Origin of the sequence: Bradyrhizobium sp. S3.2.6, assembly GCF_040546885.1 — a bacterium.
In the GTDB taxonomy this organism is placed as follows: domain Bacteria; phylum Pseudomonadota; class Alphaproteobacteria; order Rhizobiales; family Xanthobacteraceae; genus Bradyrhizobium; species Bradyrhizobium cytisi.
This window is the reverse complement of record NZ_JBEPOS010000008.1, coordinates 47,528-64,092: the sequence shown is the minus strand read 5'-3', so window position 1 is coordinate 64,092 and position 16,565 is coordinate 47,528. Positions and strand designations below refer to the sequence as shown.

Annotated in this window: 22 protein-coding genes; 9 read left to right on the top strand and 13 right to left on the bottom strand. The window is 63.4% G+C overall.

What is annotated here, in order from left to right:
• Nucleotides 1–132 precede the first annotated feature (132 nt).
• Nucleotides 133–381 (top strand): DUF2442 domain-containing protein, encoded by a 249-nt coding sequence (locus tag ABID58_RS16835; RefSeq protein ID WP_148755965.1) that lies wholly within the window; start codon nucleotides 133–135, stop codon nucleotides 379–381.
• A 364-nt stretch (nucleotides 382–745) separates the two neighbouring features.
• Here the strand turns inward: ABID58_RS16835 and ABID58_RS16830 are convergent, their stop codons facing one another.
• Entirely contained in the window at nucleotides 746–1,042 is a 297-nt protein-coding gene (locus tag ABID58_RS16830; RefSeq protein ID WP_148755964.1) for a cytosolic protein, read from the bottom strand.
• A 238-nt stretch (nucleotides 1,043–1,280) separates the two neighbouring features.
• Entirely contained in the window at nucleotides 1,281–1,613 is a 333-nt protein-coding gene (locus ABID58_RS16825; RefSeq protein ID WP_354033443.1) for a hypothetical protein, read from the bottom strand.
• Between the two features lie 306 nt (nucleotides 1,614–1,919).
• Between ABID58_RS16825 and ABID58_RS16820 the strand changes: the two genes are divergently transcribed.
• Nucleotides 1,920–2,975 carry a hypothetical protein gene (locus ABID58_RS16820; RefSeq protein WP_354033442.1) on the top strand — a complete coding sequence of 352 codons (1,056 nt, stop codon included), beginning with the start codon at nucleotides 1,920–1,922 and terminating at the stop codon, nucleotides 2,973–2,975.
• Nucleotides 2,976–3,068: 93 nt separating this feature from the next.
• Here the strand turns inward: ABID58_RS16820 and ABID58_RS16815 are convergent, their stop codons facing one another.
• A complete protein-coding gene (locus ABID58_RS16815; protein ID WP_354033441.1) occupies nucleotides 3,069–3,704 on the bottom strand; it encodes a cell envelope biogenesis protein TolA in 636 nt (211 codons plus the stop codon).
• A 134-nt stretch (nucleotides 3,705–3,838) separates the two neighbouring features.
• Between ABID58_RS16815 and ABID58_RS16810 the strand changes: the two genes are divergently transcribed.
• Complete coding sequence (locus ABID58_RS16810) at nucleotides 3,839–4,636, top strand: transglycosylase SLT domain-containing protein (protein ID WP_354033440.1); 798 nt, start codon at nucleotides 3,839–3,841, stop codon at nucleotides 4,634–4,636.
• 3 nt (nucleotides 4,637–4,639) lie between these two features.
• On the opposite strand, the gene ABID58_RS16805 is transcribed toward ABID58_RS16810, so the two are convergent.
• The 4 genes from ABID58_RS16805 to ABID58_RS16790 all read right to left on the bottom strand — a co-directional run bounded on the left by ABID58_RS16805 (nucleotide 4,640) and on the right by ABID58_RS16790 (nucleotide 8,759).
• On the bottom strand, nucleotides 4,640–5,149 hold the full coding sequence (locus ABID58_RS16805) for a GDSL-type esterase/lipase family protein (RefSeq protein WP_187435423.1): 510 nt from the start codon (nucleotides 5,147–5,149) through the stop codon (nucleotides 4,640–4,642).
• Nucleotides 5,150–5,362: 213 nt separating this feature from the next.
• The gene (locus ABID58_RS16800) at nucleotides 5,363–6,373 is read right to left on the bottom strand and encodes an acyl-CoA desaturase (protein ID WP_354033439.1); all 1,011 of its coding nucleotides are present in this window, start codon (nucleotides 6,371–6,373) and stop codon (nucleotides 5,363–5,365) included.
• A 724-nt stretch (nucleotides 6,374–7,097) separates the two neighbouring features.
• Nucleotides 7,098–7,922: an FkbM family methyltransferase gene (locus ABID58_RS16795; protein ID WP_354033438.1), complete on the bottom strand. Its 825-nt coding sequence runs from the start codon at nucleotides 7,920–7,922 to the stop codon at nucleotides 7,098–7,100.
• A gap of 318 nt (nucleotides 7,923–8,240) precedes the next feature.
• Complete coding sequence (locus ABID58_RS16790) at nucleotides 8,241–8,759, bottom strand: hypothetical protein (RefSeq protein WP_148755971.1); 519 nt, start codon at nucleotides 8,757–8,759, stop codon at nucleotides 8,241–8,243.
• 241 nt (nucleotides 8,760–9,000) lie between these two features.
• Here ABID58_RS16790 and ABID58_RS16785 point away from each other — a divergent pair, with 241 nt between their 5' ends.
• Together ABID58_RS16785 and ABID58_RS16780 are read left to right on the top strand one after the other, a co-directional pair.
• Nucleotides 9,001–9,837 carry a PhzF family phenazine biosynthesis protein gene (locus tag ABID58_RS16785; protein ID WP_354033437.1) on the top strand — a complete coding sequence of 279 codons (837 nt, stop codon included), beginning with the start codon at nucleotides 9,001–9,003 and terminating at the stop codon, nucleotides 9,835–9,837.
• 209 nt (nucleotides 9,838–10,046) lie between these two features.
• Nucleotides 10,047–10,397 (top strand): zinc ribbon domain-containing protein YjdM, encoded by a 351-nt coding sequence (locus tag ABID58_RS16780; protein ID WP_354033436.1) that lies wholly within the window; start codon nucleotides 10,047–10,049, stop codon nucleotides 10,395–10,397.
• Nucleotides 10,398–10,422: 25 nt separating this feature from the next.
• On the opposite strand, the gene ABID58_RS16775 is transcribed toward ABID58_RS16780, so the two are convergent.
• Nucleotides 10,423–10,833 (bottom strand): VOC family protein, encoded by a 411-nt coding sequence (locus ABID58_RS16775; RefSeq protein WP_148755956.1) that lies wholly within the window; start codon nucleotides 10,831–10,833, stop codon nucleotides 10,423–10,425.
• A 210-nt stretch (nucleotides 10,834–11,043) separates the two neighbouring features.
• Here ABID58_RS16775 and ABID58_RS16770 point away from each other — a divergent pair, with 210 nt between their 5' ends.
• Complete coding sequence (locus ABID58_RS16770) at nucleotides 11,044–11,304, top strand: hypothetical protein (protein WP_502916415.1); 261 nt, start codon at nucleotides 11,044–11,046, stop codon at nucleotides 11,302–11,304.
• Between the two features lie 151 nt (nucleotides 11,305–11,455).
• On the opposite strand, the gene ABID58_RS16765 is transcribed toward ABID58_RS16770, so the two are convergent.
• Nucleotides 11,456–11,602, bottom strand: a complete 147-nt coding sequence (locus ABID58_RS16765) for a hypothetical protein (RefSeq protein WP_187435422.1) — start codon at nucleotides 11,600–11,602, stop codon at nucleotides 11,456–11,458.
• Between ABID58_RS16765 and ABID58_RS16760 the strand changes: the two genes are divergently transcribed.
• The gene (locus tag ABID58_RS16760; RefSeq protein ID WP_354033434.1) at nucleotides 11,601–11,834 is read left to right on the top strand and encodes a hypothetical protein; all 234 of its coding nucleotides are present in this window, start codon (nucleotides 11,601–11,603) and stop codon (nucleotides 11,832–11,834) included. The two genes, ABID58_RS16765 and ABID58_RS16760, sit on opposite strands and share 2 nt — an antisense overlap.
• 61 nt (nucleotides 11,835–11,895) lie before the next feature.
• Here the strand turns inward: ABID58_RS16760 and ABID58_RS16755 are convergent, their stop codons facing one another.
• Together ABID58_RS16755 and ABID58_RS16750 are read right to left on the bottom strand one after the other, a co-directional pair.
• A complete protein-coding gene (locus ABID58_RS16755) occupies nucleotides 11,896–12,150 on the bottom strand; it encodes a hypothetical protein (protein ID WP_148755954.1) in 255 nt (84 codons plus the stop codon).
• Between the two features lie 156 nt (nucleotides 12,151–12,306).
• Complete coding sequence (locus tag ABID58_RS16750; protein WP_187435426.1) at nucleotides 12,307–12,471, bottom strand: Flp family type IVb pilin; 165 nt, start codon at nucleotides 12,469–12,471, stop codon at nucleotides 12,307–12,309.
• Between the two features lie 318 nt (nucleotides 12,472–12,789).
• Between ABID58_RS16750 and ABID58_RS16745 the strand changes: the two genes are divergently transcribed.
• Nucleotides 12,790–14,127, top strand: a complete 1,338-nt coding sequence (locus ABID58_RS16745) for a M15 family metallopeptidase domain-containing protein (RefSeq protein WP_354033433.1) — start codon at nucleotides 12,790–12,792, stop codon at nucleotides 14,125–14,127.
• 8 nt (nucleotides 14,128–14,135) lie between these two features.
• On the opposite strand, the gene pdxY is transcribed toward ABID58_RS16745, so the two are convergent.
• Together pdxY and ABID58_RS16730 are read right to left on the bottom strand one after the other, a co-directional pair.
• Nucleotides 14,136–14,948 (bottom strand): pyridoxal kinase, encoded by an 813-nt coding sequence (gene pdxY / locus ABID58_RS16740; protein WP_354033432.1) that lies wholly within the window; start codon nucleotides 14,946–14,948, stop codon nucleotides 14,136–14,138.
• Between the two features lie 186 nt (nucleotides 14,949–15,134).
• Nucleotides 15,135–15,779 (bottom strand): TetR/AcrR family transcriptional regulator, encoded by a 645-nt coding sequence (locus ABID58_RS16730; RefSeq protein WP_354033431.1) that lies wholly within the window; start codon nucleotides 15,777–15,779, stop codon nucleotides 15,135–15,137.
• Nucleotides 15,780–15,877: 98 nt separating this feature from the next.
• Between ABID58_RS16730 and ABID58_RS16725 the strand changes: the two genes are divergently transcribed.
• Nucleotides 15,878–16,543, top strand: coding sequence for an O-methyltransferase (locus tag ABID58_RS16725; RefSeq protein ID WP_354033430.1), 666 nt, complete (start codon nucleotides 15,878–15,880; stop codon nucleotides 16,541–16,543).
• Nucleotides 16,544–16,565: the final 22 nt, after the last annotated feature.

Sequence of the window (16,565 nt, the reverse complement as noted above, 5' to 3'; positions counted from 1 at the left end):
CCCTTGCGCTATGCGCCCTCGTGCAGCCCTGAGAAGATTGGCTCGCGAGTTCTCTGCCCTTCAATTGCGCGCCACATTCGGGTACTCTTCAAGCCATCCGCCCGATCCGCGATCTGCTTGCAAAGGCACGGCATGACCACTGCGCCCACCAACGTAAGCTTCGATGACGCCACCATGTGGGTCGAACTGTCCGATGGTCGGACACTGGGTATTCCGCTCGCGTGGTTTCCGCGCCTGCTGCATGCAACGCCTACCGAACGCGAGCAAGTCGAACTCAGCCGGGTTGGACTGCACTGGGAGGCGCTGGACGAGGATATCTCCATTGCCGGCCTCCTCGCAGGACGCGGCGACGTCGCGCGATCGACGGAACACACCGCCTAGCGCCCCGCGGACGCTCTGCCCACACACGCTCGAGCATTCCAATGACACGTCGATTCCGGCATAGTGGTTCATGGTCGTCTCTCCTCGATGCTTGGAGCGAGGTCCATCCTCGACTCCGTCACACCATCAGTGTGAGGGACGACCGCCTCCCAAGCCAACCGCGCGACGCGCGCCATCACGCGCCGTAGCTAGCGCGGTTGGCTTGGGAGGCCTCGGGGCCCGTTACCCCATCTACGAGCTTGGGGACGAACAGTCGTAGGATACCCCACCTCATTCCATCCCACCCACTCCCACATGACCACGCCAAGGAAAAGAAAGAGCCTCCTCCTTCGCCTTCGTAGCGTCCGGCGGGGCGTTCACCGGATCACGACGGTTCTTTTAGGATTGGTGCACCCAGCTCGTCGAAACGAAAGAGCTGAAAGATGCGCTGGCCGTCGAAGTCGAGGACTCTCAAATCATCGGTCTCCTGCAGATTGCTTTCGACCGCTTGAAAGTGCCCGCCGTAGCGCGCCTTGGCGAGCGACAAGGGAACCTCGAACGCGACGAACTTGCCGATCCCCTTGTGCCTGAGCACGTCAAGGAGCTTCTGGTCGTGCAGGGACTCGTGGGATGTGAGAATGAGCAACGGACCGCTCGCCGTGAGCAGCAAAAGCGATTTCATCGGATCCTCCTTTGCAGGAAGCGTAGCCCACAACCCACCTCCTTCATTTCCTCCTAGGCAAGCAGTGGTGGGTTGCGCCTTCGGCTAACCCACCTACGGGCCGCGTAGACGACTTTGCCCGCCGCAGGTTCAACGCGCGAAGGTGAAAGCAATACCCATCAATCCGGCAGAGCCGGAATTAGCCGCGGGCGTAACCCGCCAATCGGGTCTCGCGAATGGCGGGTTACTGTTGTGGCCGTCAGTACTTCGGCGATGTGCTCGTGCCCGACTTTGGCATCGTGCTCGTGCCCGTGGTTTGAGACCTGGTGCTCGCGCCGGTGGTTTGGCCGGGCGCGGAATTGGACGCGCCGGCGCTGGTCTTGTTCGAGGCCTTGGCGTGGTGCGTCGCATGGTGCATCGCATGGTGCTTCTTGTGTCCCGGAGCGTAGCTGGAAGCGCCCGGCTCACCCGTCTTGGAGCCCATCTGCTGCGTCTCCTGGCCCGGCGTCTGGCTCGATACGCCCTGAGCAAACACGGCTGGTGCCGTTGCCATGAGAATAGCAGCAGAGAGCGCGATGATCTTCGATTTCATGTCGTCCTCCTCCCGATAAGCCCCTCAATGCAACGAAATGAGACCGGCCCTGTTCCCCTGAACGAATGTTCATAATGGGCCGGGCGACTGATGGGGCGAAGCCCGTAGGATGGGTGGATTGGAGCGAAGCGATGCCCCATCATCAGCCGATCGGCAAGGCGATGGGCTCAACCCGTCCTACGAACTCGATCCGCCCCGCCCCCGAGCCCGCCATAATTTCTCCCTCGCACGCGCGTTGTGTTGGACAGCGGCGAGACCTATCCTTCCAGCGATCGGATTGCCGCACGCCCAGTGACGCCCGACTGGATGGAGAGCGCATCGGTGCCTGAAGCGGACGACCCCAAGGCTGATACCCAAAAGACCGATACCCAAAAGGCTGATTCCCAAAAGGCTGATTCCCAAAAGCCTGGTATCCAAATGCCTGATACCCAAAAGCCGGACGAGATGCGTGCCGATGGCGGGCTGGCGCGGGCCTTTGACCAGATCAAGAGCGCAGAGGACGACCTTGCGCGGCTGGACCGGCTGGTTTCCGCAATGGAACGCGGCAGCGAAGGCCCGCGGGCTTCGCAAGCAAGCGCCGCTGCGGCGGCAGCCGAGGACAAGGCGCCGGATAGCAAGCTTCGCGATCAAGGCCTGAAGGGAGATCGGCCCATGCTGCGCGCTTTGGTTGGCCTCGTGCTGGCGATCGGCATTCTCGGTGCTGCCTTCGCTTCGCAATATCGCGATGAGGCCAAGTCGATCAGCAAGTCGATCAGCAAGTCGATCATGGCGCGCTGGGCCCCGCCGGCCACGAATGAGCCCCCGCAAGCGTCCGCGGTTGCAAGTCCGGCGCAGCCGCCGGCACTGCAATTGTCTGCTGTGGATCAGCCTGGTCCGCTGCCCCCGCCGCCGGTCGGCAAGGAAACGGAAGGCGCTCCAAAACCTGACGTTTCAAGACCGGACGCTCCAAGCACTGGCACCACAGCGCCTGACCAGCCCTCGTCTGATCTCGCGCAATCGCTCAAGACCATCACCAACGAGCTTGCGAGCATCAACGGAAAGCTCGAGCAACTGAAGAGCCGCAACGAGCAGACGCTGCGCGAGCAGGCCGACACCATTCAACAGCTCAAGGCGGTGCAGGAGAAGGATGCGGCGGACAATGCGCGCCTCGCCGCGCAGGTCCAGGCGCTGCAAACGCAACTGACGGCTTCATCAGCATCTGCATCCGCGAAACCCGCCGTGCGGAGCGTGCTCAACAACGATACGGCTGCGCCTGCACGGCCGCACGTCCAAGCGGCCGCACCCCGGCGACCCAGGCCACCACGAGGACCGTGGATGCCCCCGCCCTATATGGTCGACCCCTACGGCGATCCGGATTGGTAGGCGCGCAAGGGCGGATGAGCCGACGGGGTGGAACGCCGCTCGTGCGCTTGACAGGATGCGGATCTATCGTGTCGGCCCATCCGCCCCACACTCCTACCCTCGCGCCCGACGAACCGCCTCCTCCAGCTTGACCCTCTGCTTGTGCCAACGCGTGTCCTCCGCCCCGGCACGCGCGTCCAGCCCAGCCCGCTCCGCGTCGATCTCATCCACCCGCGCCTGGTGGTCGCGCTTCGCCTTGTCCAGCGCCGCCTGGGCGGCCGCGACCGCCTTGTCACGGCGCGCGCGCTCGCGGGCGCGGGCGGCCTCTTCCTTGCGGCGCGCGCTGTCGCGGCGCTGCTCTTCCCGGGCGAAGGCGGCGGCGGCCTTGCGCGCGTCCTGATCGTCGATCTTGCGGGATTTCTTCGCCGCACGCCTGGCGGGACGCTTCTTTGGCCTGGACCTGGCTTTTGTCTTGCCCTCATCGCCGGCGAGATCGGTCGGCAGCTCGGCGTGCTCGGTGAACGGGCCGTCCGATCCGACCGGGCGCCTGAGCACCACGCCCGGGCTCGCCATGGTCGCGGCGACGATATCGGGGTCGTCGGTCTCCTTCGCGATGCCCTGATGGAACAGGTTGGACCTGGCGCCCCAGGCGTCCAGCGCCGCCTTCATCGAGGGAGCGGCGACCGCCTGATCGTAAAAGCCGAGCGAGGTCTGATACGTCTTCAGTTTTCTTTTCAGTGTCCTTGGCATGACGCCTCTCGGCTTGGTATTCCCGGTGCGGAGGGGCCGCGGATCGTCGCGCAGCCCCGAAGCGATATAGATCAACCCGTCGGACCACGGCTTCCGCAACGGCTCGGCCCATCCTACCGGCTCCCACAAGCCCCATGCCAAGGAAAAGCAAGCGCCTGCTCACTCGCCTTCGCAGCATCCGCCAGGGCGCTCGGTGTTTACGAAAAAAGTTCGTGCGCGCACCGCGGCTGGTTCGGATCGCGGCCGGCTTGGCGATGCTGCTTGCGCTCGCGGCGCTTGCAAACATCCTCTATCAAATGGTCCGCAAGCCGACCGAGCTGTTCGTCTTTCTCGGCAATTCCCTCGACAAGGAGCCTGCCGAGAACTGGCGGCAATACGGCCCGCTCTTCCGCACCTACTCCACTGCGACGATCTCGCCCGAATTGCTGGCAGCACTTGCGCAGGTCGAGAGCTCGGGCAATCCGGTGGCGCGCACCTACTGGCGCTGGCGATGGAGCTTTAATCCGCTGGCGATCTACCGGCCCGCCTCGTCTGCCGTCGGGCTCTACCAGATGACCGATCCGGCCCTCAGCGAGGCCGCGCGGTTCTGTATCCGCGGCAACGTCGTGACTGATACCGGCTGCGGTTCGACCTTCCTCTACACCCGCGCGATCCCGAGCCACGCCATCGAGCTGGCATCGGTATATCTCGACCGCAATGTCGCCGACGTTCTCGCCCGCGCCGGCGACGTGAAGGCCAATGCGCAGCAAAAGCAGGATCTCGCCGCCTTCATCCATCTCTGCGGCGGAGGTCCGGCCACCGCCTATGCGCGGCGGCACTTTCAGATGGTGGCCACCGAACGCTGCGGCGATCACCTCGTCGCGAGCTATGTCGCCAGGGTCAACGCGATGAAGCGGCAGTTTCAGCGCCTTGGGGCGGGTGACGGCAATTAGCGGCTACTTCGCCACGCCGACCATCGCCGTCGCCATCTTCTTGTTGCCCTCGACGCTCAGATGACGCCCGTCGGGACCGACGCTGCCCGGTTGCCGCCAAACTGACATGTAGGTCCCCCAGACGTCGACGACCCGGATGCCCCGCGCCTTCAACTGGCTCTTGATGGCCGCGATGTTCTCCATGGCTTTGACCGGGCTCATATTGTGCCTGACGTCATTGGCCGGATTGTCGCAGAGAATGACGAGCTTCGTCCCAGCCGGAACGACGCTCGGCGTACGTGCAAGCGTCGCATCGGTGGTCTCACCCCACACGCCGGCATTGGCGACATGGACCTGAGACCCCTTGGCGCGCAGCAATCCCTCCAGCACGGCCGGCCACATCTCGGATTCCGCGACGTTGCCGTGGACCGCGCTATGGCCGAGCGCCACGATCTGCGCGGACGAAGGATTGACCGAGGCAACAACCACGGCCGCAACAGCAAGGAGAAGAATTCGGAAATTCGAACAATCCATGGCGCCCTCCAAAATATTTTCAAAATCGACTCAGACGGGGCCGAATGAATGCCCCGTCGAGATCCGCAGCCAATGTTCGCTATTCCGTCTGCGTTTGGCAACTCTCCATCCGGATATCCGTAGTCCGTAGGATGGGTAGAGCTCTTGCGAAACCCATCATTCCGCGAGGGATTCTTTGATGGGTTTCGCTTTCGCTCTACCCATCCTACGGCTTCAGACCGTCGCTTCGGTATCCGGCATTGAACTCTTGCCGCCGTCCGAACCTCGCTGCCGGCTTCCGGCCGAGAAAATGTCGTGCACGAGCCCAAGTTTGCCAAGCCCCAGAATAATCAGGCCGTTGATGTCGATCTCGTACCAGGCGTGCGACAGATAGGCGTCGCGCGGAAACCGGTGATGGTTGTTGTGCAGGCCTTCGCCGAAGGTGAGGATCGTGGTCACCAGCTCGTTGGTGGTGCCGTCGTTGAGCTCATAGCGGCGGTAGCCGTAGCGACCGTCGCTATGGCAGACCGAATTGACCAGCGAGGTGGCCATGGTCATGAGGTAGCTGCGGAACAGGCCGGAGAACAGCACGCAGCCGATCATCGTGTGCACGCCGCCGAACGCATAGCCGATAGCGCCCGGAATGACGATCGCGGACAGCGCGTACCAGTACCAGCGCGTCCTGGTGAAGAACATCGCGATCGGGTCGGCCAGAATATCCCTGGCGTAATATTCGGAATCGGTGGTCGCGAGGTCCCACACCCAGTTGCCTTGCGCGTGCCCCATCCCCTTGGCGAAGGAGGCAATGCGGTTTCCGAAGCCGTCATAATAGGGGCTGTGGACGTCGCCGGGCTTGTCGGAGTGAAGATGGTGCCGGCGATGGTTGCTCACCCATTTCAGGATCGAGCCCTGCACCGCCATCGTGGCGATGGCGGCGAGTATCGTCCGCATCACCGGACCGCAGCGGTAGCTGCGGTGCACGAAGTAGCGGTGCATGAAGCCGATCCCGATCGTGGTCATCGCAAACAGGCCGACGAAGACCGAGATCTCGACACGCCCGATGCCTTGCGTGAAGGCCCAGACCAGCGCCCCGATCGAGCCCAAGATCATCATGGCGAACGAGATGTAGGAATCGCGAAATTTTGCGTCGACCACCGGGCCTTCGACCAGCACGCCCGGCGGCATTTTTGGCGGCAGTTCCCGATCGGAATCCTGCTCCGGAAGCACGCCCTCGATTGCAGTCATTTCAGTCCGTCCGTTGATGGAAAGCCAACCCTTCTGCAACGCAGGGTACAGACGCCGGTTATGTTGAGCAAGCCATGCAAAGCACGGGGGTTAACGCGACCAAGCAGTGGTTTTAATTCCGCATGCCTCCGGCGGCCTTCACCACCAATACGGCCAGCGCCATCCCTCATAACGAACGTATGACGGCACTAGCGGCGGACCGTACGGATCGACCCGGTCGTCTTCAGGGCGATAGCGATAACGCGGAACTACATTGTAATCCCACGGCGTTGGCCTCAGCACAGGCGCCGTGACGATGAGCCTCTCTTGTGGTGCGCGAACGACGACGGCTCTCCGCGCCCTAGCCTCGGCACCCGAAATCCCGAGGCTGCACAGCACCACGGCCGCTCCGAGCGCACACGCGACAGTCTTGATCTTCATGCAATGGTCTCCTTCCCGACGAAGAGTGCAAAAGGACGCAAAGCAAGGCAAGCCCATTTCGATCACGACTTGCATGAATGACGGACGTCGGCTCCGGCGACTTGGCCCTGGGCGCAGGGCTATCGCATGTGGGAGCGATTCCCATGTGGCCATCCTTCGAGACGCCCGCCGTTGGCGGGCCCTCAGGATGAGGACCGAGTGTGCGTCCGTCGTTTTTGACGAGCACCGGTGCCGCTTAGCCTCATCCTGAGGAGACCGCGAAGCGGTCGTCTCGAAGGACGAGGCGCGCAATCGAGCAGTCAGCCTAGGCCGCGTGTGTTTGCGGGCCCGCGCTCTGGGATACGTTGATATCCTTCAAGCACACATCGCTCTGATGGATGGCGAGAATGTTGATGCCGAGACCCATCAGCCGGTAGCCGTTGTCGACGAGCCATTGCTCGAGCTGCCGGAGATCTGTCTTGATCTTCTCGATCAGCAGGATCGGACGGTATGTCCTAATCGTCTCGCGGGCGCCGCTGAGAGCCTCCATCTCCATGCCCTCGATGTCGATCTTGATGAAATCGGCACGCGGCAGATTGAGCTCGTCCAGCGTCATCTTGCGCACGACGACGGTGTTGTCGGTGTAGTCGATCGGCTGACCGATGAATTCGTTGCTCGGGCGCGGCCGCAATTCCAGGCTGCCGAAGCTGGACGGCATGAAATAGTTCGGATTCGGGATTTGCAGCGTGCCGGATTCGGAGGACACGGCCGCATGCACCGCCAGCGCATTGAAGCAGTTATTGATGGCGATGTTGCCGGCCAGCGCATAGTAGATCCGTTCCTGCGCCTCGATCGCGATCACCGAGCCCCAGCCAGTCATCGCCGAGGCCCATTCGATGGTGTGCACGCCGATATTCGCGCCGCAGTCGATCGCGATGACGCCGTCACCGTGGTGCTTGCGCCGCAAGGCCAGCAGCTCGAGCGCGATCTTGACTTCGCCGGGATCGAATGCGGCGGCCTCGAGGATCTGATGCCCCACGCCATAGCCGCGGTCGGGGGCGACCATACGATAGTCGAAGCGATTGACGATCATGGTTCCATGGCTGGATGAGGCCATGACAAAGGCCAGCTTTTGCCCCGCGATCGGCATTGCAGAATCTCCTCGAACCCAGAGTAGAGGCCACTATCCCCATGCCGGCTTATGCGAGGCTTGTCCCGATCCCGTAGGATGGCTAGAGCCCTTGCGAAACCCATCATTCCACAACAGCTATTTGATGGGTTCGCTTGGGCCCATCCGGGCTGCTTGCGGCAAACAGGATCACCGCCGCGAGGACTCTGGATTCCCCCGCCCTATATGGTCGATCCCTACGGCGATCCGGATTGGCGAGCCCTTAGGGCGAAAGCGATACCATCACCTTGGCTCCGCCAAGGTGATGGATATCACAAAGGGGTAAACCCATCCTGCGGATTATCGCTCCGTGGCCGGTATCTCGTACACCGACACCTTGGCGGCGATCCCGGTCAGCTGGCGCTCTTGCGTCGCAAGCTCCTCATTGGAGGACTCGCCGACCGAGACGTCCTTCATTCTGCGCTTGACCTCTTCGCATGTCTTGCGGACGTCTTCGGTGAAGAGCGCACATTCTTCGATGCGCTTGAAGATCTTCCGTCCCTCGTCACGATACCCCGCGGCCGTTTCGCGCATGAAGGCAATCGCATCATGGACCTGGACTGTCAGCGCTTCGCACTTTTGCGCGGCGTCGATCAACTCGGTGCCCATGGCCTCGATCTCTTTTGCCGCGGACTCATAGTCGCGAATGACCGCCTCTGCACTGAGCGCACCGACGCGCGTGACGCCCTCGGTGTGCTCGACGTAATCAGGCAGAGAAATTGAAGCGATCGAACTTCCCGTGCGAACCGATGCAATATCCGCCTCGAGTTGAACCAGGTTCACGCCTTCCCGCCTGCGCAATTGCTCAACACTTGCCATGATTGATCCTCCCAATACGCACCCCGAACCCCAAAGGACATTCAGTGTATTACGGGGATAAGCGGCAGTCCTAACCCGATCTTCTATTGACAGCCTCAGCTTTGCCATTTTGTCCCAGCTGCCAACGCGGCACGCAGCGATGATGGATGCCATAAGCGCTCAACCTCTCATAATTGCGGCTCGTGAAGATGATAGGTTTCGCATGAGCGCAACCCATCCTGCGGCAAATGAGATCGATCCCATGACACCAGTGCTTCGTATCGCGGCATTTTCAGACGGCGGCCGAGGCGGCAATCCCGCCGGGGTCTGGATCGGCGACGTATTGCCGGATGCCGCGACGATGCAGGTGATCGCAGCCGAGGTCGGCTTCTCGGAGACCGCCTTTGCCGCGCCCGAGCGTGACGGATGGCGGGTGCGTTATTTTTCGCCGGCGATGGAGGTGCCGTTCTGTGGCCACGCCACCATCGCGCTCGGTGCCGCGCTCGCGCATCGCTTCGGCGATCGCAGTTTCGGGCTGCAGTTGAACGATGCGGTCATTTCCGTTTCGGGGCAGCGCCAGGGCAACACCATTGCGGCCGCGCTGCAGTCGCCGCCGACGCGCAGCGCGCCGCTGGATGCGTCGCTGCGGGATGCGCTGCTGGACCTGCTCGGCTATGCGAGCGGCGATCTCGACCCGAAGCTGCCGCCCGCAAAAATTCACGGCGGCGCCGATCATGCCCTGCTGGTTTTGCGATCGCGCGACGCGCTCGCGCGCATGACGTACCAGTTCGAACGGGGCCGCTCCCTGATGGAGCAAGCGGGCTTGGTCACCATCGCGCTGGCGACGGTGGAGACGCCGCGCCTGTTCCATGTCCGCAATGCCTTCGCCGCCGGCGGCGTGGTCGAGGACCCCGCGACGGGCGCTGCCGCCGCCGCGTTCGCGGGTTACTTGCGTGACATCGACTGGCCGCATGGCGGTGCGATCGACATCGTCCAGGGCGAAGACATGGGCGCGCGCTCGCTGATCCGCGCCGAGATCGGCGCGGCCAAGGGCAGCTCGATCCGGGTCTCGGGGACGGCGCGGTTCATGGACGGCTGACGCGTTTTCGGCACCCTGGCATCATGCGCCTGTTTTGCCCGACGGGTCAAACATTATTCTGATTCGCCGAAACCAGAAATTCCGTAGGCATTTCTACTGTGCATGGGGTTGTTTTCGCGATCTTGATTATGGGAGCGAGCGACTTTCCCTTGCATTTGCCTGCCTCGACCCTACGGTGCGCCGCGCACGCAAGCCGGAGACCAGACTTCATGACCGACGCCACCAAATGCCCGAACTGCCAGTCGGAGCATGCCTATCAGGACCGGGATCTCTGGATGTGCCCGGAATGCGGCCATGAATGGAGCGCTGCGGCTGGAGCCGCCGCAGATGCGCCAGTGGAGGCGGGCGTGCGCGATGCCCATGGCAACGTGCTCACCGACGGCGACAGCGTCATCGTGATGAAGGATCTCAAGGTCAAGGGATCGTCGTCGGTCGTCAAGGGCGGCACCAAGGTCCGCAACATCCGTCTCCAGGATGCCAGCGACGGGCACAACATCGCCTGCAAGATCGACGGCATCGGCGCGATGAATTTGAAGTCGGAGTTCGTGAAGAAGGCGTAGCTGCATCGGGTGGATTGCGTTGCGCTCATCCGTCCTGCGAGCCCAGCAACGCGTCATACCCCTTCGCGCTGAACGCCAGCAGACAAAACCCGTGCCCGAACGGATCGGCCAGCATGGCAATCCGCCCATACGGCGCATCGCGCGCCGGGGCTTCGAGCACGGCGCCGGCGCGCAGCGCGCGCTCGACTGCGGCATCGACATCGTCGACGACGACGTCGACATGCAGCGGCGTCCAGTGCCGGTCGTAGCGACGGCGGTCGCTGCCGGCGCCTAACGACCCGGCCGGCTTGGTCAGCAGGTACACCGGCGCCGGCCAGCCCACGAGCTCGACGAAGTCGCTGCCGAAGCGGCGGCCGACGGTGAGCCCAAACGCGACGGTGTAGAAAGTCGTGGCGGCTTCGATGTCGGGGACGTCGATGTTGAGCAGGACGGTCATGGCTTCATCAGCTCCCTGATCGCGCGGGTCGGCCTCAACTACCACTTCGGCAACTCCTCGTCGCGAGGTCCCTGCGCGGTGGATCGCAGCACTGGCGTCGCCCTGCTGCCGGCGCCGTTCTCTGCCGCGGGATTTGGTGCTATGCTCTCGTGGAACGGCCGTTGGTCTCGCATCAGGAGGTTCGCACATCGGCCGACGTAGGAGCGCATGATGAGGCACCGACTTCCGCTGGTCTTTGCACCTATGATGCTGCTGGGCGCGGTCAGCGCCGCCAACGCCGACGGCCTCTGCGGCCCCGGTTGCCACCCGACCGTGACAGGCGCCTGCGTGGTCGACGGCTGGGGCACCGGCGCGCGGGTCTGGAACGAATGCCCGGCCACCACGCGTCCACGGCCGCCCTGCGGCGGATCGGACTACGTCTGGAGCGCGCGCAAGCGCGCCTGTTTCCCGAGAGTGAAGGACTGGATCTAAAGCGTGCTGCCGAGGGGGCAGCCCGCCGGCGAAGAGCGGTTAGCCGCGGCGCGCCCTACCTCTGCCTTTGCGGCAGTACGTCGGCGGACGTTAAGGCTCAACCCACGTCCCTGCCAGGCAGGCGCGCGGGAGAACGCGGATTGAGGTCCGCTCAGAAGAAGCCGGGGCTGAGATCGAGCCCATAGGTCAGGCTCAGCACGAACACGAACAACGCGGCGGCTGCGAACATTGCGAGATGCCGGACGATGAATTCGCGCGGCGAATTGGCGACAACAACGGCTTTCTGCGCAACAGGCATGACAGTCTCCATTATGAAAACGATTCTTGGCCGCCAATATGCGGCGCCCGCATCAAGCGCCGCGATCTGCAAAACAACTATTAAAGAGATCACACTCGTTTTGAACGCCGGTACACAAGTCGCGCGTTGCGAGGAGTTTTTCTGCCGAAGCATTCTCAGTCAGCGCATCAACACGCGACATGAGGTGGAACACACTCACGGTGTGATCGATCAATTCGTCGCGATGACATGACGGCCGCGGATAAAAAAATGGCCGGGACAAGCCCGGCCATGACGTCGTGACGGCTTTGGTCTCAGCGGGCGGAGCCCGTGGTCACGGTCGCGGTTTTCAGCTTGCGCGGCGTCAGCACGGCGGCCTGGAGCGCCGTCACGCTGGTGGCGGGCGCCGTCACCTGCTGCTCGACATGGGCGGCGCCGAGCACGCGAACCTGCACGGGCGAGGCCGGAATGCCGTTGGCCTCATAGGCCGGCAGCTCGGCGGCGAAGGCGGCAGTCGTGCCCGCAAGAGTGAGGACAGCGGCCGCGATCGACAAAGTCTTCTTGTTCATGGTGATGCTCCAAAGAGAAAGGTCGGAGCACATGTAAGTCCGATTTGCTGCATTGCGACATGCATTGCTGCAACGCAATATCGCGCGCCGTGCATAACAGTATGTTTAACGCGCCGCGCCCTTTCGTACTGCTCGCAAAGAGGAGGCGACAACGCCCTATTTCAAAGCGGTCGCCAATGATTGCAGCTTTGCGACAAGATTGGTGCCGAGCGCATAAATGACTTCAATAATCGCGAGCGCAATGCCCGCTGCGATCAGGCCATATTCGATCGCTGTGGCACCGGATTCATCGGACGCGAACTCAACCAACAAGCACTTCAATCTCACAAGCATATCCTTCCCAGATCTACCGGACGTTGCCGGCACAGCACGCGAGCAATGCACCTCCACAATCCAAGATTGAGTAAATCCGGATAGTTCAATTTTATGAGCATCCGAAGGCGATTTTGCCTGGCTTTTCCTGTCCACGGACCGCCGGCCCCTGCGGGAACCAAAGTTGCATTCAGGCAACACCTGGCGCGAAAAGCCCTTTTCAGGGGATTTACGCCATTGCACCGCCACATCGTCCTCCGAACAATTGACGCGCCGCGTGCTTGGCTGTGCAATCTGGTTCGCTTACGAACCTTGGAGGCAGGGATCATGAATGATCGGCGGTCTCTTCTTGTGGCGGTCTCGTGCCCCTCGGCCGTGATGGTCGGCTGGCTGGCGCTCTCCCTCTCCGCCTATGCCCCTGCTTTGATCGAGAACAGCGGCGCCAATGCAGCCGCCGTCTCCCGCGCCAAAGATCTCACCCACCTTGAGCTTGCCGATATCCCGCGCGCTGCGACGATCGACGATGGCATCGCCCTGACCGCCGACATCGCCGCCGCCGCGGCTGCGACACCAAGCGCAGCACTGGTCGAAGCACCACCGCCCGGGGCACCCGCCCCCGCTGTCCAGCTCGCCTCGGCCGATCCAACTGACATGGTTGCAGCGGCCTCACCCCCGCTCCAGATCGCACCTGAACCGGCTCCGGTCGCAAGCGAGGCTGCCGCCGTCACCAACGAAGCTGCTCCCGTCGCAAGCGAAGCTGCACCCGCACCCGAGCCGACCGTCAAGCTCGCGTCCGCCGATCCCGGCGACGTCGTGCCGTCGGAGGCTCTGTCGCCCTCGGCGATCGCGAGCGGGCCCGTGGCCGAGAGCAAGGCGTCGCCGCCCGCCGACACCGTGGCCGTGCTCGATGAATGCTTCGTCATGGATGCCTGTATCGACCGCTATCTCTGGGCGCTCTATCAGCGCACGCCGAAGGAAGATTCCATCAAGGTCGAGGACCGCCGCGCCGTCACCGTCAAGCGCAAGGGCAAGATGGTCACGGTGATGCGGAGCTTCACGAAACTCGTCGACGAGGATTTTGCCTGGAAGGATCCGAAGGCGGCCGACCACGCCAAGATGACGCTGATGGATTACGTCATCGGCGGCATGGACAAGAGCTTCAAGCAGAAGCTGTTTCGCATGCTGCTCACGGCAGAAGCTGCCGGTCTCTCGCCGGGAATCACCAGCGCGTTCCGTGACGACTATCGCCAGGAGATTGCGAGCGGCCTGAAGGCAGCCTCCAACCGCTCCTATCACGGCGGCAGCCTTCGCGGCGGCTACGGCCACGGCATGGCGGCCGACATCGTCAGCACCAAGGGCGACAACCGCGCGCAGCGCTGGGTCTCGACCGAGGCGTTATGGAAGTGGGTGGATGCCAACGGCAAGGCGCTCGGCATCGGCCGGCCCTATCTCGACCGCGATCCTCCGCATGTCGGCCCGATCGACGGTCAGGAATATATCTCGAAGCGCGGCGTTGCGAACGACCGCAAGGAAGCTGCCAACACCAAGCCGAAGAAGGCGCGCGCGGTGGCCAGCGCCAGGCCGCCGAGGGCCCAGGCGGCGCGGGAGAGGAGCCCGGCAAAGCCGCAGAAGGCGGCGCAATCGGCCGCGAAGCGAACGACCTGAGCCGTCGCTCAGTTTCCTGAGGCCGGCAACGGCACGAGACGCATCTCGGCCGATCCTGCCTGCTGGGTGCGAACGAGCACGGCAAAGATGGTCTCGACCGCAAGCCGCACCGCCGCCTCGACTGCCGTACCTTTGGCAAGGTGCGCCGCGATCAGGCCAGTGAGGAGATCGCCGGTGCCGTAGGGGCGGATCGGCAGGCGCGGCGTCGCAAAGCGCGACAATTGCCCGTCAGCACACAGGATCGTCTCCACCTGCCCCGCCGGCGTGTCGACGAGGGTGCAGCCGGTGGCGACGGCGTCGATCCGGTGTTGCGCCGCAATCGCAGCCGCTGCAGCACGCAGGCCGTCCGTGTCTGCGATCTTGACGCCGGAGAGCAGCTCGAGCTCGAACTGGTTCGGCGTGATCAGGTGTGCCGCAGGCAACAAGCGGTGCCGCACCACATCCAAAATACCGTCGGCGACATAGACGCGGCCGTCGTCGCCGATGACGGGATCGCAGAGATAGACGAGCTTCGAATTGCGCGACAGCGCGCGCTCGACAAAATCGGCGATGACGACGGCGTTGTCGGGCGAGCCGAGATAGCCGGTGACGAGCACGGCCGCCTCGTCGACAAGGTCCCGCTCCTCGACACCTCGCAGCAGATCGGCGACCAGCTCAGCGTCGAGCACCCGCCCACGCAAGGTCGGATAGCGCGGATGGTTCGACAGCAGCGTCGTCGGCACCGCAGCGACATTGACGCCCTCCGCCTGCATCGCGTGGACCGCCGCGCTGTTGCCGACATGGCCGTGGACCACCTGGCTTTGAATCGAGATGATGAGCATGCAGAGGTCCGTAGGGTCAAAAGCTGGATGTGGCAAGCATAGCCCGGATCACGAAGCGTCGTACCCGAGCCCTGGCCGCAGCGCTTGCATCTTCCGCGCCAGCCTTCGGTGCCCGGTCACCTCTGACCGCCCGCTAACCCATGATCCCCAGTGGTCCGAAACGATATTGGGCTGCAAACGCAGATGTCAGGAATGACTTCCGCGTCGCGCAAGCTCACCGAGGTAGGCGCAGAACATGTCAGCCAGCCCGTCGGCGTGGCGCGCGATCTCCGCCTCGCTGTGCGGCGTCTCCGAGAACCGCTTTCCGACCTCGGCCAGCGTCGTCTTGACCAGCTCCCCGGCGAGCTCGCGCGTCGCCTCCGAGGCCTTTGGCAGCACCTCGCGCATGAAGGCTGCGACAATGCCCTCGCCGGCCGCGCGCGCCTCCCGTGCCTCGGGCGCATCACGATACAGTGGTGCAGCATCGCTGAGCGCGCCACGGATCGCAGCCTCCTCGCATTCGGAGCGTATGAAGGCGTGGACCAGCGCGCGCAGGCGCACCGGAGGCGACATCGCACGCTCCGCGAGAATGCCGCGGAGGAGCTCGCTCGTGCTTCGCCACTCGTCGCTCTGCAGGCGGAACAGGATCGCCGCCTTGTTCGGAAAATACTGGTAGAGTGAGCCGACGCTGACCCCGGCCCGCTCCGCCACCCGCGCGGTGGTAAAACGCTGCGCCCCCTCCTTCGCTAGGACCTGAACAGCGGCATCCAGAATGGCCGCCACCAACTCGTTGGAGCGGACCTGTTGCGGCAATTTTCGTGAGGAAACTGAACGGCTTCGACGATCGGCCATAGTGCGCCCGGGGGAATGCGAATAGGAAATGCGATGAATTAGTCGTATTTCATTTCGCACGCAAGCCCACGCTTTGCCGCGAACTCTGGAGACACGAAATGACCATCCCAACCATCGCCTCGCTTGCGCCGCTGCTGGATCGCCTGTTCGACGAGGACGCAGCAGCACGCGGCGTAACGCGAGCCGCCTTCGCCGACGTGACCGACGCCGACCGCACACGGATGATGCAGAGCAAGACCGATTACCGCGACCTCTACGCACGCCTGAAGGACGCACCGCTCGCCGTCTCACGCGAGACCGGTCACCTGCTCTACATGCTGGCGCGCAGCTCACGTGCCAGAACGATCGTCGAGTTCGGCACCTCCTTCGGCATCTCGACGCTGTACCTTGCGGCAGGCTTGCGAGACAATGGCGGCGGCCGTCTCATCACCAGCGAGTTCGAGCCATCCAAGGCGGCGCGGGCGCGCGAAAACCTCTCGGCCGGCGGGCTGATCGATCTCGTCGAAATCCGTGAAGGCGATGCGCTGAAGACGCTGAGCAGGGACCTGCCCGATCAGATCGATCTCGTGCTGCTCGACGGCGCCAAGGCGCTCTACCCGGATATCCTCGATCTGATCGAAGACCGTCTGAAGCCGGGCGCGATCATCGTCGCCGACAACGCCGACTTCAGCCCCGACTATCTCGCGCGCGTCCGTAAGCCCGGAAACGGCTACATGTCCACGCCCTTCGCCGAGGACGTCGAACTCACCGTACGGATCAGCTAGGGCCGCATCGAACGCTTCACGA

Excerpts from the sequence above, each read along its gene's own strand:
- ABID58_RS16835 (WP_148755965.1), top strand. The coding sequence starts at position 133 with ATGACCACTGCGCCCACCAACGTAAGCTTCGATGACGCCACCATGTGG.
- ABID58_RS16830 (WP_148755964.1), bottom strand. The coding sequence starts at position 1,042 with ATGAAATCGCTTTTGCTGCTCACGGCGAGCGGTCCGTTGCTCATTCTC.
- ABID58_RS16825 (WP_354033443.1), bottom strand. The coding sequence starts at position 1,613 with ATGAAATCGAAGATCATCGCGCTCTCTGCTGCTATTCTCATGGCAACG.
- ABID58_RS16820 (WP_354033442.1), top strand. The coding sequence starts at position 1,920 with ATGGAGAGCGCATCGGTGCCTGAAGCGGACGACCCCAAGGCTGATACC.
- ABID58_RS16815 (WP_354033441.1), bottom strand. The coding sequence starts at position 3,704 with ATGCCAAGGACACTGAAAAGAAAACTGAAGACGTATCAGACCTCGCTC.
- ABID58_RS16810 (WP_354033440.1), top strand. The coding sequence starts at position 3,839 with ATGCCAAGGAAAAGCAAGCGCCTGCTCACTCGCCTTCGCAGCATCCGC.
- ABID58_RS16805 (WP_187435423.1), bottom strand. The coding sequence starts at position 5,149 with ATGGATTGTTCGAATTTCCGAATTCTTCTCCTTGCTGTTGCGGCCGTG.
- ABID58_RS16800 (WP_354033439.1), bottom strand. The coding sequence starts at position 6,373 with ATGACTGCAATCGAGGGCGTGCTTCCGGAGCAGGATTCCGATCGGGAA.
- ABID58_RS16795 (WP_354033438.1), bottom strand. The coding sequence starts at position 7,922 with ATGCCGATCGCGGGGCAAAAGCTGGCCTTTGTCATGGCCTCATCCAGC.
- ABID58_RS16790 (WP_148755971.1), bottom strand. The coding sequence starts at position 8,759 with ATGGCAAGTGTTGAGCAATTGCGCAGGCGGGAAGGCGTGAACCTGGTT.
- ABID58_RS16785 (WP_354033437.1), top strand. The coding sequence starts at position 9,001 with ATGACACCAGTGCTTCGTATCGCGGCATTTTCAGACGGCGGCCGAGGC.
- ABID58_RS16780 (WP_354033436.1), top strand. The coding sequence starts at position 10,047 with ATGACCGACGCCACCAAATGCCCGAACTGCCAGTCGGAGCATGCCTAT.
- ABID58_RS16775 (WP_148755956.1), bottom strand. The coding sequence starts at position 10,833 with ATGACCGTCCTGCTCAACATCGACGTCCCCGACATCGAAGCCGCCACG.
- ABID58_RS16770 (WP_502916415.1), top strand. The coding sequence starts at position 11,044 with ATGAGGCACCGACTTCCGCTGGTCTTTGCACCTATGATGCTGCTGGGC.
- ABID58_RS16760 (WP_354033434.1), top strand. The coding sequence starts at position 11,601 with ATGACAGTCTCCATTATGAAAACGATTCTTGGCCGCCAATATGCGGCG.
- ABID58_RS16765 (WP_187435422.1), bottom strand. The coding sequence starts at position 11,602 with ATGCCTGTTGCGCAGAAAGCCGTTGTTGTCGCCAATTCGCCGCGCGAA.
- ABID58_RS16755 (WP_148755954.1), bottom strand. The coding sequence starts at position 12,150 with ATGAACAAGAAGACTTTGTCGATCGCGGCCGCTGTCCTCACTCTTGCG.
- ABID58_RS16745 (WP_354033433.1), top strand. The coding sequence starts at position 12,790 with ATGAATGATCGGCGGTCTCTTCTTGTGGCGGTCTCGTGCCCCTCGGCC.
- pdxY (WP_354033432.1), bottom strand. The coding sequence starts at position 14,948 with ATGCTCATCATCTCGATTCAAAGCCAGGTGGTCCACGGCCATGTCGGC.
- ABID58_RS16730 (WP_354033431.1), bottom strand. The coding sequence starts at position 15,779 with ATGGCCGATCGTCGAAGCCGTTCAGTTTCCTCACGAAAATTGCCGCAA.
- ABID58_RS16725 (WP_354033430.1), top strand. The coding sequence starts at position 15,878 with ATGACCATCCCAACCATCGCCTCGCTTGCGCCGCTGCTGGATCGCCTG.